This is a genomic window from uncultured Haliea sp., assembly GCF_963973825.1.
Taxonomy (GTDB): Bacteria; Pseudomonadota; Gammaproteobacteria; order Pseudomonadales; family Halieaceae; genus Haliea.
The window spans coordinates 452,839-466,476 of record NZ_CAXBAE010000001.1 but is presented as its reverse complement, the minus strand read 5'-3'; the positions used below and the strand labels follow the sequence as shown (position 1 = coordinate 466,476).

At 65.1% G+C, this 13,638-nt stretch carries 14 protein-coding genes and 1 other RNA gene; 11 read left to right on the top strand and 4 right to left on the bottom strand.

Features of this window, described 5'->3' with window-relative positions; genetic code table 11:
• Window positions 1-74: 74 nt before the first annotated feature.
• Complete coding sequence (locus tag AACZ17_RS02150) at window positions 75-707, top strand: glutathione S-transferase N-terminal domain-containing protein (protein ID WP_339637654.1); 633 nt, start codon at window positions 75-77, stop codon at window positions 705-707.
• 44 nt (window positions 708-751) lie between these two features.
• Window positions 752-1,156 carry a ClpXP protease specificity-enhancing factor gene (locus tag AACZ17_RS02145; protein ID WP_290744851.1) on the top strand — a complete coding sequence of 135 codons (405 nt, stop codon included), beginning with the start codon at window positions 752-754 and terminating at the stop codon, window positions 1,154-1,156.
• A gap of 27 nt (window positions 1,157-1,183) precedes the next feature.
• On the opposite strand, the gene AACZ17_RS02140 is transcribed toward AACZ17_RS02145, so the two are convergent.
• From AACZ17_RS02140 to AACZ17_RS02125, 4 genes are read right to left on the bottom strand one after another with little or no spacing between them, the layout of a single operon-like run.
• The gene (locus AACZ17_RS02140) at window positions 1,184-1,756 is read right to left on the bottom strand and encodes a BON domain-containing protein (RefSeq protein ID WP_290744698.1); all 573 of its coding nucleotides are present in this window, start codon (window positions 1,754-1,756) and stop codon (window positions 1,184-1,186) included.
• Between the two features lie 2 nt (window positions 1,757-1,758).
• On the bottom strand, window positions 1,759-2,361 hold the full coding sequence (locus AACZ17_RS02135) for an SIS domain-containing protein (protein ID WP_290744696.1): 603 nt from the start codon (window positions 2,359-2,361) through the stop codon (window positions 1,759-1,761).
• Window positions 2,362-2,384: 23 nt separating this feature from the next.
• Window positions 2,385-2,744 (bottom strand): YraN family protein, encoded by a 360-nt coding sequence (locus AACZ17_RS02130; protein WP_290744694.1) that lies wholly within the window; start codon window positions 2,742-2,744, stop codon window positions 2,385-2,387.
• A gap of 33 nt (window positions 2,745-2,777) precedes the next feature.
• The gene (locus tag AACZ17_RS02125; protein WP_290744692.1) at window positions 2,778-4,589 is read right to left on the bottom strand and encodes a penicillin-binding protein activator; all 1,812 of its coding nucleotides are present in this window, start codon (window positions 4,587-4,589) and stop codon (window positions 2,778-2,780) included.
• Window positions 4,590-4,673: 84 nt separating this feature from the next.
• On the opposite strand from AACZ17_RS02125, the gene rsmI reads away from it, so the two are divergent.
• From rsmI to mraY, 9 genes are all read left to right on the top strand, one after another.
• Window positions 4,674-5,513 carry a 16S rRNA (cytidine(1402)-2'-O)-methyltransferase gene (gene rsmI / locus AACZ17_RS02120; protein ID WP_290744690.1) on the top strand — a complete coding sequence of 280 codons (840 nt, stop codon included), beginning with the start codon at window positions 4,674-4,676 and terminating at the stop codon, window positions 5,511-5,513.
• Window positions 5,514-5,572: 59 nt separating this feature from the next.
• An RNA gene (gene rnpB / locus AACZ17_RS02115) (RNase P RNA component class A) lies at window positions 5,573-5,919 on the top strand.
• Between the two features lie 371 nt (window positions 5,920-6,290).
• Window positions 6,291-6,746, top strand: coding sequence for a division/cell wall cluster transcriptional repressor MraZ (gene mraZ, locus AACZ17_RS02110; RefSeq protein WP_290744688.1), 456 nt, complete (start codon window positions 6,291-6,293; stop codon window positions 6,744-6,746).
• Window positions 6,747-6,755: 9 nt separating this feature from the next.
• Window positions 6,756-7,673: a 16S rRNA (cytosine(1402)-N(4))-methyltransferase RsmH gene (gene rsmH / locus AACZ17_RS02105; RefSeq protein ID WP_290744687.1), complete on the top strand. Its 918-nt coding sequence runs from the start codon at window positions 6,756-6,758 to the stop codon at window positions 7,671-7,673.
• 1 nt (window position 7,674) lies between these two features.
• On the top strand, window positions 7,675-7,992 hold the full coding sequence (gene ftsL, locus AACZ17_RS02100; protein WP_290744685.1) for a cell division protein FtsL: 318 nt from the start codon (window positions 7,675-7,677) through the stop codon (window positions 7,990-7,992).
• Window positions 7,989-9,716, top strand: coding sequence for a penicillin-binding transpeptidase domain-containing protein (locus tag AACZ17_RS02095; RefSeq protein WP_290744683.1), 1,728 nt, complete (start codon window positions 7,989-7,991; stop codon window positions 9,714-9,716). Before ftsL ends, AACZ17_RS02095 begins: the two co-directional genes overlap by 4 nt.
• Window positions 9,713-11,197, top strand: coding sequence for a UDP-N-acetylmuramoyl-L-alanyl-D-glutamate--2,6-diaminopimelate ligase (locus AACZ17_RS02090; RefSeq protein WP_290744681.1), 1,485 nt, complete (start codon window positions 9,713-9,715; stop codon window positions 11,195-11,197). The genes AACZ17_RS02095 and AACZ17_RS02090 overlap by 4 nt, the downstream gene beginning before the upstream one ends.
• A complete protein-coding gene (murF, locus tag AACZ17_RS02085; RefSeq protein ID WP_290744679.1) occupies window positions 11,194-12,543 on the top strand; it encodes a UDP-N-acetylmuramoyl-tripeptide--D-alanyl-D-alanine ligase in 1,350 nt (449 codons plus the stop codon). Before AACZ17_RS02090 ends, murF begins: the two co-directional genes overlap by 4 nt.
• Window position 12,544: 1 nt before the next feature.
• Window positions 12,545-13,627, top strand: a complete 1,083-nt coding sequence (gene mraY / locus AACZ17_RS02080) for a phospho-N-acetylmuramoyl-pentapeptide-transferase (RefSeq protein ID WP_290744677.1) — start codon at window positions 12,545-12,547, stop codon at window positions 13,625-13,627.
• Window positions 13,628-13,638 lie beyond the last annotated feature (11 nt).

Sequence of the window (13,638 nt, the reverse complement as noted above, 5' to 3'; positions counted from 1 at the left end):
CCCCCCGGGACCGGCATCTTGCCGGTCTCCCTCACGTTCTGGATTGCACTATGAAACGAGCTGATGACAACGCAATGGGTGTGGTGGCGAAACGGTCTTCCATGACCTTCTTCTCTGACAGTGCCAGCCAATACAGCCACCGGGTGCGCATCGTGCTGGCCGAGAAGGGCGTCACGGTGGACATGATCGAGTCAGATGGTGCCCACCCGCCGGCGGAACTGGCCGACCTCAACCCGTATAATTCACTGCCGACGCTCGTCGACCGCGATCTCGTGTTGTACGAATCCAAGGTGATGATGGAGTACCTGGACGAGCGTTTCCCGCACCCCCCGCTCTTGCCGGTGTACCCTGTTGCGCGTGCCGAAAGCCGTCTGTACATCCACCGCATTGAAAAGGACTGGTGTTCGCTGGTGGACTCCATCCAGCATTCCCGCAGCGACAATGTAGTGACCAAGGCCACCAAGGAACTGCGCGATGGCCTGGTGGGTATCGCGCCCATTTTTGCTGAAAAGCCGTTCTTCATGAGCGAGGAATTCACTCTGGTGGACTGCTGCCTGGCGCCGATTCTCTGGCGGCTGCCCTCCCTGGGCATTGATATCCGCCCCGGGAAGCAAACCAAGCCTCTGCTGGCTTATATGGATGCCCTGTTTGGTCGTGAGTCGTTCCAGGAGAGCCTCTCCGAGCAGGAACGCGAGATGCGCCCCTAGGGCGCGCCGGGTAGGTAGCCCAGGTGTCTGACGACTCCGCAGCGATGACGCCCAGCCGGCCCTACATCATGCGGGCGCTGTATGAGTGGATTGTCGACAACGACTGTACGCCCTACCTGCTGGTGGACGCGCGGCGCCCCGGTGTCGAGGTGCCTGCCCAGTATGTCAAGGACGGACAGATCGTGCTTAACGTGAGCCCCACCGCGGTGATCGAGTTACTGATCGGCAATGAGTGGATCAGCTTCAATGGGCGCTTCGGCGGTACGCCGACGGATATCCTGTTGCCGGTCTCGGCGGTGATCGGCATTTATGCCCGCGAGAACGGCCAGGGCATGGTGTTTGAAGCGGAGGACCCATCGCCTGAGCCACCGGATAATCCGCCGGGAGACGGCGGGGGCCCGTCCTCATCAAAGCCGGAAGGCCGGCCGGCGCTGAAAATCGTCAAGTAGCGCCAGCGGCCCACCCAGCCATGTCGGTCAGGGCAGAATCTCGAACAGCTGCACGACACGTGTGACGCCAGAGACCGAGGCGGCCACATCGGATATCCTGCGTGCCTCCTCCTGCGACACCAACCCCATCAGATACACCACGCTGTTTTCCGTGACCACCTTGGTGCGCACTCCGGGTGTGTCCATATTGGCCAGCAGCCAGGATTTGATCTTGGTGGTTATCCAGGCATCGCTGGTGCGCACCAGCGCTCCCGTGGGCGCCTTCACGTCGATTTCGTTGTAGATGCGCCGCACGCCGCGTATCTTGCGCACTTCCTCTGCCGCCTGCGCCTTCAATTCCGGGCTGCCGACCTGGCCGGCGAGCAGTACATAGCCGTTGTAGCTGACGGCGATCAGGTGGGCATCGTCAAACGCCGGGTTGGCCGCGTGGATGTTGACGATGGACTTGACTTCGATGCTCTCGTCCTCGAGCCGTTGCGCCATGGTGCGCTCCTCCGGCTTGTCCTCAATGGAGTCCGCCTCCACGGTGGCCAGCATGCTCCCGCAGCCAGCGAGAAGCAGGCTGCCGAGAAGGGCGAAGAGCGGTGCAATCTGTTTCATGGTCAGTTTCCGTTGTAGTTACCAAACAGGCTGCGATCAATCAGCTCACAGAGCAAGTGAATGACCACGGTGTGCAATTCTATCACTCGGGGACGCCGCGCGGCGGCGCAGGAAATGCAGATGTCAGTATCCCTCAGTATTGCCGGCAGTGAGGCGTCCACGGCGTTGGACAGCAGCACGACGGTAACGTTGCGTTCCTGGGCCGCTGCAATGGCTCGCAGCAGGCTGTCCGCCGCCGTTGCGCTGCTGAAGCAGACCAGGGTATCCCCCGGCTGACCCAGAGCCCGTACCTGGCGGGCCCAGATCTCCTCAATACCCTGGTCGTGGGCGATGCCAGACAGGCTGGCCCCGTCGGCTGCCAGGGCAATCGCCGGCAGTGAAGGACGGTCCCGTTCGAGGCCAGCCAGCAGGGCACTGCAGAACAGTTGGCTGAGGCCGGCATCGACGCCGTTGCCGCAGGCCATGACCTTGCCTTCCCGCAACAGCGTTGCCACGATGCTGGCAGCGGCCTGCTGCACGGGCCCCGCCAGTTCGTCTACCGCCATTGCCAGTGCGCTGATGCTGTCCTGCACGGTGTCGGCAATCAGCCCGTAATCATCATCCATGCATGGTGTCCGCCGCTGGGGAGTCAGGCACTGAAGGCGCTGCGTATCCACCGCGGCGCCGGTTCAGGGTCGGATTGTCGCGGGTCGAAGGCAAGTACGTCAAATCGGCAGGGCATGTTTTGCCAGCGGGTGCTGCACTGCAGGAAGAATCGGGCCGCGCGCAGCAGCTTCTGCTGCTTGCGCCTGTCTACTGACGCGGCAGCCGAGCTGAAACGGGGGTTACTGCGCGCGCGCACTTCGACGAACACCAGCTGCCCGTGATCCAGGGCAATGATATCGATTTCGCCCAGTTTGCAGCGGAAGTTGCGCTGCACGACCTGCCAACCCTGCGCGAGGAGCCAGCGCGCCGCCAGTTCTTCATACCGGTCGCCGTGGTTCTGCATGCCGACACCTCCCTGTATCGGCTGCAGTATAGGTCAGGGCTGCACCAGATCGCTGCCATCAAATATCGCCAACACGGGTTCGCGTTGCAGGCGCAGGCTCGGGTCCAGCCGCAGTAACCCCGTATCGCCCCGGAGCAGCGCATCGGCACCGGCCTGCAACTGCGCGAAGCGCGATTGTACCAGCCAGGCATCAGCCCCCAGGGCGTTCAGGCGCGCCAGATTGTCGCTGCCGGTGTTGCCGGCGGCGATGGCGACCCGCAGGCCGGGGTTGCTGCCCAGTAACCAGGGGAGTTCTGTCAGGCGAACCCCGTTGAGGTCGCGGTCGCGCGGGTCCGGCACGCCGCTGTAAATACTGGACGTGGCGTACACGGGTACGTTGCCCGCGTAGTGGAATGCCAGCAAGGGCTTCAGCGAGCGCGCTTCCGCGGGCGAGTCGGCGAGGAGGAAGATGACGTCGATGTCCTGCCGCCGGCGCGGGGTAAACTCGATAGTGGTCGCCAGCATGCTGCGCATATCGCTGGCGCGCTGCTCACTGGCGCTCAGGTTAAGCGCGTTTTTGACGTTGTCAGAGTACGCCTCAGCGCTGGCGTAACTCGCCGTGCCGACAACGCTGCCGCCCAGCGTTTGCCAGCTGCTGCGCAGCACATCCTCGATCCGCGCACCGCGCTCGCCCGCGGGGCGCAGCACCAGGGCCCGCCGTGCGCCACTGCCGTACGCCAGTTCTGCGACACGCCGGGCATCGTCTTCGGGTGCCAGTGACAGCTGCACCAGCGCGCTGCCGCCCTGCAGGGCATCACTGTCCGTGCGATTCAACGCGAGAACCGGAACCGGTCGCTCGGGCAACTGCCCGAGCTCTGTCACGGCCTCCTTGCTCAGGGGGCCGATGACGATTTCTGCACCCCCCGCGACCGCGTGGCGGTAGGCGGCCGTGGCGGACTCGAACGCCGTGGTGTCGATGAAGCTGAGCGCATAGGACGGCTCGCCGCGGGCCTGGGCGGCAAAGTAGTGTGCCAGGTAGCCGTCCTGAACGGCCCGCGCAGCGGGCGCAAGACGTCCGCTCAACGGCAGCAGCAGCGCGACACGGCTGGGTGATGCAGGGCCGCGGGCGATATAGTCAAGCCCGCCTGGCAGCGGCACAGCCGCGGCGTGCTCAGGGTATTCGCTCCGCCACTGCTGCAGCGCCTCCTGCAGGGCCTGCCGGTTCTCCGCGCGCCGGTCAAGCAGTGCCAGCTCCACCCAGCCGCGCCAGTCCCGGTCGGTGGCAGTGGACAGCTCCGCGGCCAGCGCGCTCTCCTCGGCGCGGTTCAGGTCGGCCCAGACAGCGCGCCGCAGCGCCGCGTCCCCGACCTGCTCCGAGAGGATGCCGGCCCCTGTCCTGGCGCTGGCCAGCCAATCCCCTGCGAGGTGTGCGACCTCGGCGCTGAATGCGGCGCGCTCAATGCGCAGGGCTTCGGGGGTCGCGGCGTTGCGGGTGGCGGCAAGGCGGCGCTGGCTGTCGTCGAGATCGCCACGCAGGAAGGCCGCGCGAGCAAGCAGGAAGTCGCGTCGGGCACGGTCCTCACCGGCAAGCGTCTGCGGCAGTTCCGCCAGCGCCTGCTCTGCGGCCATCCAGTCGCGAGCCTGCAGCGCCGCCCGCGCCTGCGCGAAGACGGCGTCCCAGCGGCTGACCGGCATGGGCGGCGGTAATTCCGGTGCGATCTCCACAGGTTCCTCCGGCGCCATCGCCTGTGGCGGTGGCGTCAACGGCTCGGGAGGTGCGGTGCTGCAACCGCTGCCCAGGACCAGCGCCAGGGCGAGGCCTGCCCAGTGGCTGCCAGCGGTGATCGGGGTTGTCATACGCGTCATGCTATCCTTCCGGCTGCGTCGGGGTCGTCGCCAACAGCGGCGGCGTCCATGCTTGGATGAATGATACAGGGCCAGGGGTGATCAGTGGAATCGGGACTCTATGTTGTTGCTACGCCAATCGGCAACCTGGGCGATATCACGGCGCGAGCACTGGACGTGCTGGCGGCGGCGGACCTGGTGGCCGCGGAGGATACACGGCATACCGCACGGCTGTTGCAACATTTCTCCATCACCACAAGCCTGCTGGCCTACCACGAGCACAGCGACGATCGCGCGCAGGCGCGGATCCTGGCCTGTCTCGCGGACGGTGGCACTGTGGCGCTGGTCTCCGACGCCGGTACACCGTTGATTTCCGATCCCGGCTACCGCCTGGTGCGCGACGTACAGGAGGCGGGTTACCGGGTCATACCGCTGCCCGGGCCCTGCGCCGCGATCGCCGCCCTCAGTGCCTCGGGCTTGCCGACCGACCGCTTCCTGTTTGAAGGGTTTCTACCCGCCAAGGCCGGCGCGCGGCTGCGACGCCTGCAGGATCTGGCTTCGGAGTCGGCAACACTGGTCTTCTATGAAGCGCCGCATCGCGTGGTGGAAACGCTGCAGGCGATGCTGGAAACCTTTGGGGCCCAGCGCGAGGCCCTGCTCGCGCGAGAACTGAGCAAAACCTTCGAAACGCTCAAGCGAGCACCGTTGGCCGAGCTTGCCGGCTTCGTCGCCGGTGACAGCAATCAGCAGCGGGGTGAAATTGTGCTGGCGGTGGCGGGGCAGCGCAGGCGCGACGACAGCCTGTCCCCGGACACGCAGAAACTGCTGCTACGGCTGGCGCAGGAGTTGCCTGCCAAGCGCGCGACGACGCTGGTGGCCGAACTCACCGGCCTGCGCAAGAAGCAGCTGTACGACTTTCTACTGGAACAGCGGCAGTCCACATGAGCGGGCGCTGGGCCGCGGCTCTCCTTGCCAGCGTCGCTGGCAGCGGGTAGTCTTGCCGCCGAGTCGGTCAGGCGATCGCTTCCGGTCATGTGCCGGGGGAGGAAAGTCCGGGCTCCACAGGGCAGGGTGCCAGGTAACGCCTGGGGGGCGTGAGCCTACGGAAAGTGCAACAGAAAGGATACCGCCCGGCGCAGGCCGGGTAAGGGTGAAAAGGTGCGGTAAGAGCGCACCGCGCGGCTGGTAACAGGCGTGGCGATGGTAAACCCCACTCGGAGCAAGACCAAATAGGAATCCGTATGCTGCGGCCCGCAGTGGATTCGGGTAGGTCGCTACAGGCCGGCGGCGACGCCGGTCGCAGATGAATGATCGTCCTCGACAGAACCCGGCTTATCGACCGACTCGCTTCTTCCTCTCCCCGCGGCTGCGCCTGACCAGGCGTGTCGCGGGGCCATTTCCCGTACGACCGGCTCCACCCCTTATGTTAATTTCTGCTAACGCGATCCGCCTTGAAGAAGAAAATAGCCTTTAACTTAAAGTGAATCCTTAATATACGATGTTAGCGGTCTGTTTTAAGGCAATTTTCGCTTTCACACACGCTGCCAGAAGCTATCATTTTGCCCTCCAATCAGCGCTAATTAGCTGAAATTAAAACGTTTTTCGCGTCAGGCTCGCTTGACACCCCAATTGCTGCGCCCCTATAGTGTCGAAAAGTGGGAAGAAGTGGATATATCTGGCTTTTTGTGGGTTTTAAGGGTCGGATAAGCGGGGGAAACTGACGTGTTTCGTGGGGTGCAGCACATCAATATGGACGCCAAGGGGCGACTGGCCATGCCAGCGCGCCAGCGCGAGCCGTTGCGTGCCCTCTGCGATGGCCAGATCGTGATCACCATCGACACCCAGGTGAAGTGCCTCGTGATCTACCCGCTTCCCGATTGGGAGCGTATCGAAAAGCACATCCAGTCATTGCCTGCCCTCAAGCCCGCCGTGAAGCGTTTCCAGCGCCTGGTGCTGGGCTACGCAACAGATGTCGAGATGGACAGCAATGGTCGTTGCCTGTTGCCCCAGCCCCTGCGGGATTATGCCCAGCTGGACAAGAAGCTGGTGTTGGTGGGTCAGGGCAACAAGCTGGAGCTGTGGGCGGAGGAGCTGTGGCTGGCGGAGCGCGAACAGGCGCTGCTCGAGTCCGGCCCGGACGCGGAGTTGCCCGACGAATTAATGTCTCTGACCCTGTAGGTGAGCGGCATGCATCAGACAGTTTTGTTACGAGAGGCGGTGGAAGCTCTGGTGACGACAAGCGATGGTACCTACGTCGACGGCACCTTTGGGCGCGGCGGCCACAGCCGGGCAGTCCTGCAGCGGCTGTCCGCAGACGGTCATCTCCTGGGTGTGGACAAGGACCCTGCCGCGGCCGCGGTCGCCGCAGAGCTGGGCGCCACAGACTCCCGTTTCAGTTTCTTCCACGGCTCCTTCGCCGGGCTGCCCGCAGAACTGGCCTCCCGCGGTATCACCGGCCTGGACGGGATTCTGCTCGATCTGGGTGTTTCCAGTCCGCAGCTGGACGACAGCGAGCGCGGCTTCAGTTTCCAGCACGATGGTCCGCTGGACATGCGCATGGACACCAGCAGCGGTGAGACGGCGGCCCAGTGGCTGGCGCGCGCCACGGAGCAGGATATCGCCACGGTGCTGAAAGAGTACGGTGAAGAGCGTTTTGCGCGCCGTATTGCGGGGGCCATTGTCTCCGCCCGAGCGGAGGCCCCCATCGTCACCACCGGTCGTCTGGCCAAAATCGTCAGTGAGGCCAATCCGCGCTGGGAGAAGCACAAGCATCCGGCGACGCGCGCGTTCCAGGCTATTCGCATCTTTATCAACCGCGAGCTGGATGACCTGGCGGCATTGCTGGCGGCAACGCTGGGACTGCTCAAAGTGGGCGGCCGCCTGGTGGTCATCAGCTTCCACTCACTCGAAGACAGGTTGGTGAAGCGCTACATGCGCGATATGGCCCGTGGTGATGCCTTGCCCGCAGGCGTCCCGGTGCGCGACAGCGCGCTCAACCGGCAGATGCGCCTGGTGGGCAAGTCCCTGCGTGCAAGCGCAGGGGAGGTCGCCGCAAATCCGCGTGCGCGCAGCGCCATCATGCGTGTTGCCGAGAAGATCAGCTGATATGGCGGCCCGCACGACATCCGCCGTTGCCGCCCCCGCGCGCAGTATCAGTCTGCAGTCCCTCGCGCTGTTTGGAGCCCTGCTGGCGCTGGTGCTGGCCTCGGCTTTCGGCGTTATCCACAGTTCCCACGACTGCCGTCGGCTGTATGCAGTGCTACAGCAGCTGGAGGCGGACCAGTGGTACCTGCAGGAGGACTACGGTCGCCTGTTGCTGGAGCAGAGCACCTGGGCGTCCCATTACCGCGTCGAGCGGGTTGCTACCCGTGAGCTGAATATGCAGGCGCCCGAGCTGGAAGGCCTCAAGGTGGTGCGGCCATGAGCCGGTCCCGCGCGCCCGCCGTCGCGCCCTGGCGCTTTTACCTGGTCGCGATTGCACTGCTGGCGATGCTGGCGCTGCTGGTGGGCAGGGTGCTGTCACTGCAGGTGCTGGATATCGAGCATGGTCGCAGCTTCCTGCAGGACCAGGGCGAAAGCCGCTCCATGCGCAACGCGGAAATTCCCGCCTACCGTGGTGTCATTGCAGACCGTCGCGGTGAGCCGCTCGCGGTCAGCACGCCGGTCATTTCCCTGGTTGCGGATCCCCGTTTGTTGACTGCTGTCGAGGATCTCTCGCCGCTGGCCACCGCACTCGACATGCCGCTGGCCGACCTGCAGGCGCGCCTTGAGCGCTTTGCCGGCCGTTCTTTCATGTACCTGCGGCGGCATATGGTCCCTGCCGAGGCACGCGAAGTGCTGGCGCTGAAGCTGCCCGGTGTGTCCGGGCGGCGTGAATACCAGCGCTACTACCCGGCCGGTGAGGTGGCGGGCCACCTGGTGGGGTTCACCAACCTGGACGGGCGCGGCATCGCCGGGCTGGAGCTGGCTTACGACGACTGGCTCAAGGGCACGCCGGGCAAGAAGCAGTACATCAAGGATCTGCGCGGCGATGTGGTGCGCGACATCGGTGTGCTGGAGCCGGCGCGCTCCGGCAAGGACCTGCGGCTGAGTATCGACCTGCGCCTGCAGTACCTGCATCACCAGGAGCTGCAGCGCGCCATGGCGGTGACCGGTGCCAGCTCCGGCAGCATCGTGACCCTGGACAGCCGCACCGGTGAGGTCCTGGCCATGGTGAACCACCCCGTCTACAACCCCAACGGCCGGCGTGGCATCAGCCCCGACCAGACCCGCAATCGCGCCATCACCGATATGTTCGAGCCCGGCTCGACGATGAAAACCTTCACCCTGGTCGCAGCACTGGAAAGCGGTCGCTATTCAAGTGAGACCATGATTGATACCTCACCGGGACGCATTCGCGTGGGCCGCAAGACGCTGCCTGATCCGCGCAATTACGGCGAAATATCGGTCTCGCGGATTATCGAAAAGTCCAGCCAGGTGGGCGTGACCAAAATTGCACTGGACATCGGTCACGAACCAATCCGGGATGTGTTTCGTCGCTTCGGTTTCGGCGCCGCGCTGGGTACGGGGTTCCCGGGCGAGAGCGCCGGTCAACTGCCCAACCGCAGCCGCTGGAGTGACATCGAGAAGGTCACGTTGGCATTCGGTTACGGGCTGACCGCCACCCCTCTGCAGCTGGCGCATGCCTACACCGCCTTCGCCAATGACGGTGTGATGCCGCCCGTATCGCTGCTTGCGGCCGACGAGCGCGAGCCGGAGGGAACCCGCGTAGTGGATGCGGATATCGCTCGCGAGGTGCTCGCGGTTCTGCAGCGGGTTACCGAGGAACACGGCACCGCACGGCGCGCGCGGGTGCCGGGGTATGCGGTGGGCGGCAAAACCGGCACCGTGCACAAGGTCGGTCCCGGCGGCTACCAGGACAACAAGTACATTGCCTTTTTTGCCGGCATAGCGCCCACCGCCGATCCCCGTTTCGTGACCGTGGTCGTGATCAACGAACCGCAGGGTGAGGCCTATGGCGGTGGCGCTGCAGCGGCACCGGTTTTTGCGCGCGTCGCGCAGGGTACCCTGCGTCTGCTCAACCTGCCGCCGGATGATACCGAAACCGTTCTGGCGGTCGCTGCGCACAGCCCGGGGGTGTCGGGATGAGCCTGGCTGCGCGGCACGTGGCCGTATCGTTGCCTGAGCTGCTGGGCGCAAGGGCTGCAGCCTGGGCGGATGTGCAGGTTACCGGCGTGCAGCTCGACAGCCGCCGCGTGGCGGCGGGCGACCTGTTTATCGCCCTGCCGGGAGCGGTGCACGATGGCCGCCAGTTCATCGAACAGGCCGTTGCCCGCGGCGCGGTGGCCGTGTTGGCGGAGCCGCCGGTGGCCGGTTTTGTTGACGCCCTGCACGTGCCCCTGCTGGAGCAGGCGGAACTGGCGCAATCGGTGGGCGAAATCGCCGCGCGCGTTTACGGCGATCCCAGTGACGGGATGATGATGGTGGGTGTCACCGGCACCAATGGCAAGACCACCACCAGCCGACTGGTGGCGCAACTGCTGCGCGCCGCAGGCTATCGCTGTGGCGTCATTGGCACGCTGGGAGCGGTGCTTGATGACACCACCGCAGACGCTGTCAACACCACGCCGGATGCGGTGTCGCTGCAGCAGCAGCTGGCCGCCTGGCGTGCCGAGGGTGTCGATGCGGTGTGCATGGAGGTGTCGTCCCACGCGCTGGATCAGGGCAGGGTGCAGGGTACGCGCTTCGATGTCGCGGTGTTTACCAACCTCTCGCGTGATCATCTTGACTACCATGGCAGCATGCAGGCTTACGCACGCAGCAAGCAGCGTCTGTTTTGCCAGACGGGCCTGCGCTTTGCGGTGGTCAATGCCGACGATCCTGTCAGCGCGCAGATGCTGGCGGCGCTGCCAGAGGGCGTGCAGGCGGTGACCTTTTCCAGCAGTGGCGGGCCGGCAGATGTCTGTGCCCGGCGGGCGGAACCTTTCCCGGGTGGCGTGCGTGCGCAGCTGGAAACATCCTGGGGCAGGGGTGAGCTGGAGCTGCCTTTGCCGGGGGTATTCAACCTCTCCAACGCGCTGGCGGCGATTGCCTGTGTGGTCCTGCTCGGTGGTGAGCTGCCCGCGGTACTGGCCGCGGCAGCGGGTCTCCACGCTGTGCCCGGGCGCATGCAAAGCGTGCCCAACACCCTGGGCCTGCAGGTGATCGTCGACTACGCCCACACGCCCGATGCCCTGGAGAAGGCTCTGCAGGCCCTGCGGCCACAGGTCGAGGGCCGCCTGATTGTGGTCTTTGGCTGCGGCGGAGACCGCGACCCGGGCAAGCGAGCCGTGATGGGGCGAGTGGCGAGCACGGCGGCGGATCATGTTGTGCTGACGTCGGATAACCCGCGCAGCGAGGACCCCCTGGCGATTCTGGATGATATCCAGCGGGGCTGCCAGGGCAGCGTGCAGGTGGAGGTTGACCGCGGCGCTGCGATTGCCCTGGCGATTCGCGAGGCGCAGCCTGGCGATTGTGTGCTGATCGCCGGCAAGGGTCACGAAACCTACCAGATCATCGGTCACCAGCGTCTCGCCTTCAGCGATGTCGACAGTGCAGCCCTGGCCCTGCAGCAGAGGGCGGCGTCATGATGCGCAACCTCCGCCTCGGTGAATTGAGCACTCCCCTGCAGGCGCGCCTGCGGGGCGCTGACCTCAACATTACCGGTGTCACCACTGACAGTCGCAGGGTGGCGCCGGGGGACCTGTTCGTGGCGCTGCAGGGCGAACGCTTCGATGGTCACGACTTCCTGCAGGCTGTCGCGGAAGCCGGTGCCGTTGCGGCAGTGGTCAGCCGCGATGTCGATAGCCCGCTGGCCCTGCTTCAGGTGGCGGACACCCAGCGCGCACTGGGGCAGTTGGGAGCCTTCAACCGCTCACTCTGCTCTGCCCCGCTGATCGCCATCACCGGCAGTGCCGGCAAAACCACAGCGAAGAACCTGATTGCCGCTGTGCTGTCCCGCCGCGGTCCGGTACTGGCGACGCAAGGCAACCTGAACAACGAAATCGGTGTGCCGCTCACCCTCTTGCAACTCGCGCCGGAGCATGTGTTTGCGGTGATCGAGATGGGTGCCTGCCGGCAGGGCGATGTCGCCTGGCTGTGTGAGCTGGCGCGACCGAACATCGCTGTGCTTCTGAATGCCATGCCGGCGCACCTGGAGGGCTTTGGCAGTCTGGAGGGGGTCGCGTCGGCCAAAGGCGAAATTTACGCGGGGCTCGAAGGCACGGGCATCGCGATCGTCAATGCCGACCAGCCCTGGGCAGCGCGCTGGCGCACGCGTGCCGCGGGCGCCACGGTGCTGGATTACGGCCTCGAACAGGCCGCCGCCATCAGCGCCCACAGCATCCAATCGCGTGGGGCCCAGGGTGTGACCTTTGTCGCCAGCACGCCCGCAGGAGAAGCGCCGGTGCGCCTGCAGCTGCCCGGCCGCCACAACGTGTCCAACGCACTCGCGGCTGTCGCTGTCGGTCTCGCCTGCGATCTCAGCCTTGCGGATATCACGGCAGGTCTCGCCAGTGTCGCCCCGGTTCAGGGGCGCGGCGCGCGGGTCGCCGGCCTCGGCGGCTCTGTGCTCATCGATGACAGTTACAACGCGAACCCCGGCTCGGTGCGCGCCGCTATTGATGTGCTGGCAGCCTGCCCCGGAAGGCGCACGCTGGTGCTGGGCGCGATGCTCGAATTGGGCGCAGGCAGTGAGCAACTGCACCGCGAAGTCTGGGCCTATGCGCGGGAGCGGGGTATCGACCGCATGATCGCCGTCGGGCCGGCCCTGCTGGGCGCCGTGGAACAGCTGGGCGGCGAATGGTTTGCCGACTGCGAGGCTGCGTCTGCGGCGCTGCGTGCAGATTTGGGGCAGGACGACACCGTACTGATCAAGGGTTCCCGTGGCGTTGCCATGGAGCGCCTGCTGGCCAACTTGCGCGAGACGGGGAACTGACATGCTGTTATTCCTGGCAGAGTATCTGACCCATTTCGCCGGCGGTTTCCAGGTGTTCCAGTACCTCACGCTGCGCAGCATCCTGGCGGCCGGTACCGCCCTGGCGATCTCGCTGCTGGTCGGCCCGGCAATGATCCGCCGCCTGAATCTCTATCAGGTGGGGCAGTCCGTGCGCAGTGACGGGCCACAATCGCACCTCAGCAAATCCGGCACGCCGACCATGGGCGGCGCGCTGATCCTTGTTGCCATCGGTGTCAGCAGCCTGCTGTGGGCTGACTTGCGCAACCCCTACATTTGGGTGGCCCTGGGTGTGACGGCCGTGTTCGGCGCGGTCGGTTGGGTGGACGACTACCGCAAGGTGGTGGAACGGGATTCGCGTGGCCTGCCAGCTCGCTGGAAGTACTTCTGGCAGTCACTGGCAGGACTCGCCGCCGCGCTTTATCTGTACTTCGCCTTCGATACCCCGGTCACCACCGAGCTCTATATCCCGTTTTTCAAGGACTTTGCCTGGAGCATGGGGCCGCTGTTTATCCTGCTGACGTACTTCGTGATTGTCGGTGCCAGCAACGCGGTCAACCTGACTGACGGACTGGATGGCCTGGCGATACTGCCCACCGTCATGGTTGGCTCTGCGCTCGGCATCATCGCCTACCTCACGGGAAACGTGAATTTCGCCGACTACCTGCACATTCCCTATGTGGCGGGCAGCGGTGAACTCGCCGTGTTCTGTGGCGCGATCGCCGGAGCCGGCCTGGGTTTTCTCTGGTTCAACACCTATCCGGCACAGGTGTTCATGGGCGACGTGGGCGCCCTGGCTCTGGGCGCGGCGCTGGGCACGGTTGCCGTGATCACCCGGCATGAAATCGTGTTCTTCATCATGGGGGGCATCTTCGTGCTGGAGACTGTCTCGGTGATCCTGCAGGTGGCGTCGTTCAAGCTGACCGGGCGGCGGATATTCCGCATGGCCCCGATACACCATCACTTCGAGTTGAAGGGGTGGCCCGAGCCGCGGGTCATCGTGCGTTTCTGGATTATCACCGTCATGTTGGTCCTGTTCGGACTGGCCACGTTGAAACTGCGCTAGGCGGGGAGTAG

Coding starts and splice junctions, on each gene's coding strand:
- AACZ17_RS02090 (WP_290744681.1), top strand. CDS start 9,713: ATGAGCCTGGCTGCGCGGCACGTGGCCGTATCGTTGCCTGAGCTGCTG.
- mraY (WP_290744677.1), top strand. CDS start 12,545: ATGCTGTTATTCCTGGCAGAGTATCTGACCCATTTCGCCGGCGGTTTC.
- rsmH (WP_290744687.1), top strand. CDS start 6,756: ATGCATCAGACAGTTTTGTTACGAGAGGCGGTGGAAGCTCTGGTGACG.
- AACZ17_RS02150 (WP_339637654.1), top strand. CDS start 75: ATGGGTGTGGTGGCGAAACGGTCTTCCATGACCTTCTTCTCTGACAGT.
- murF (WP_290744679.1), top strand. CDS start 11,194: ATGATGCGCAACCTCCGCCTCGGTGAATTGAGCACTCCCCTGCAGGCG.
- AACZ17_RS02095 (WP_290744683.1), top strand. CDS start 7,989: ATGAGCCGGTCCCGCGCGCCCGCCGTCGCGCCCTGGCGCTTTTACCTG.
- AACZ17_RS02135 (WP_290744696.1), bottom strand. CDS start 2,361: ATGGATGATGATTACGGGCTGATTGCCGACACCGTGCAGGACAGCATC.
- AACZ17_RS02140 (WP_290744698.1), bottom strand. CDS start 1,756: ATGAAACAGATTGCACCGCTCTTCGCCCTTCTCGGCAGCCTGCTTCTC.
- ftsL (WP_290744685.1), top strand. CDS start 7,675: ATGGCGGCCCGCACGACATCCGCCGTTGCCGCCCCCGCGCGCAGTATC.
- AACZ17_RS02125 (WP_290744692.1), bottom strand. CDS start 4,589: ATGACGCGTATGACAACCCCGATCACCGCTGGCAGCCACTGGGCAGGC.
- AACZ17_RS02130 (WP_290744694.1), bottom strand. CDS start 2,744: ATGCAGAACCACGGCGACCGGTATGAAGAACTGGCGGCGCGCTGGCTC.
- AACZ17_RS02145 (WP_290744851.1), top strand. CDS start 752: ATGACGCCCAGCCGGCCCTACATCATGCGGGCGCTGTATGAGTGGATT.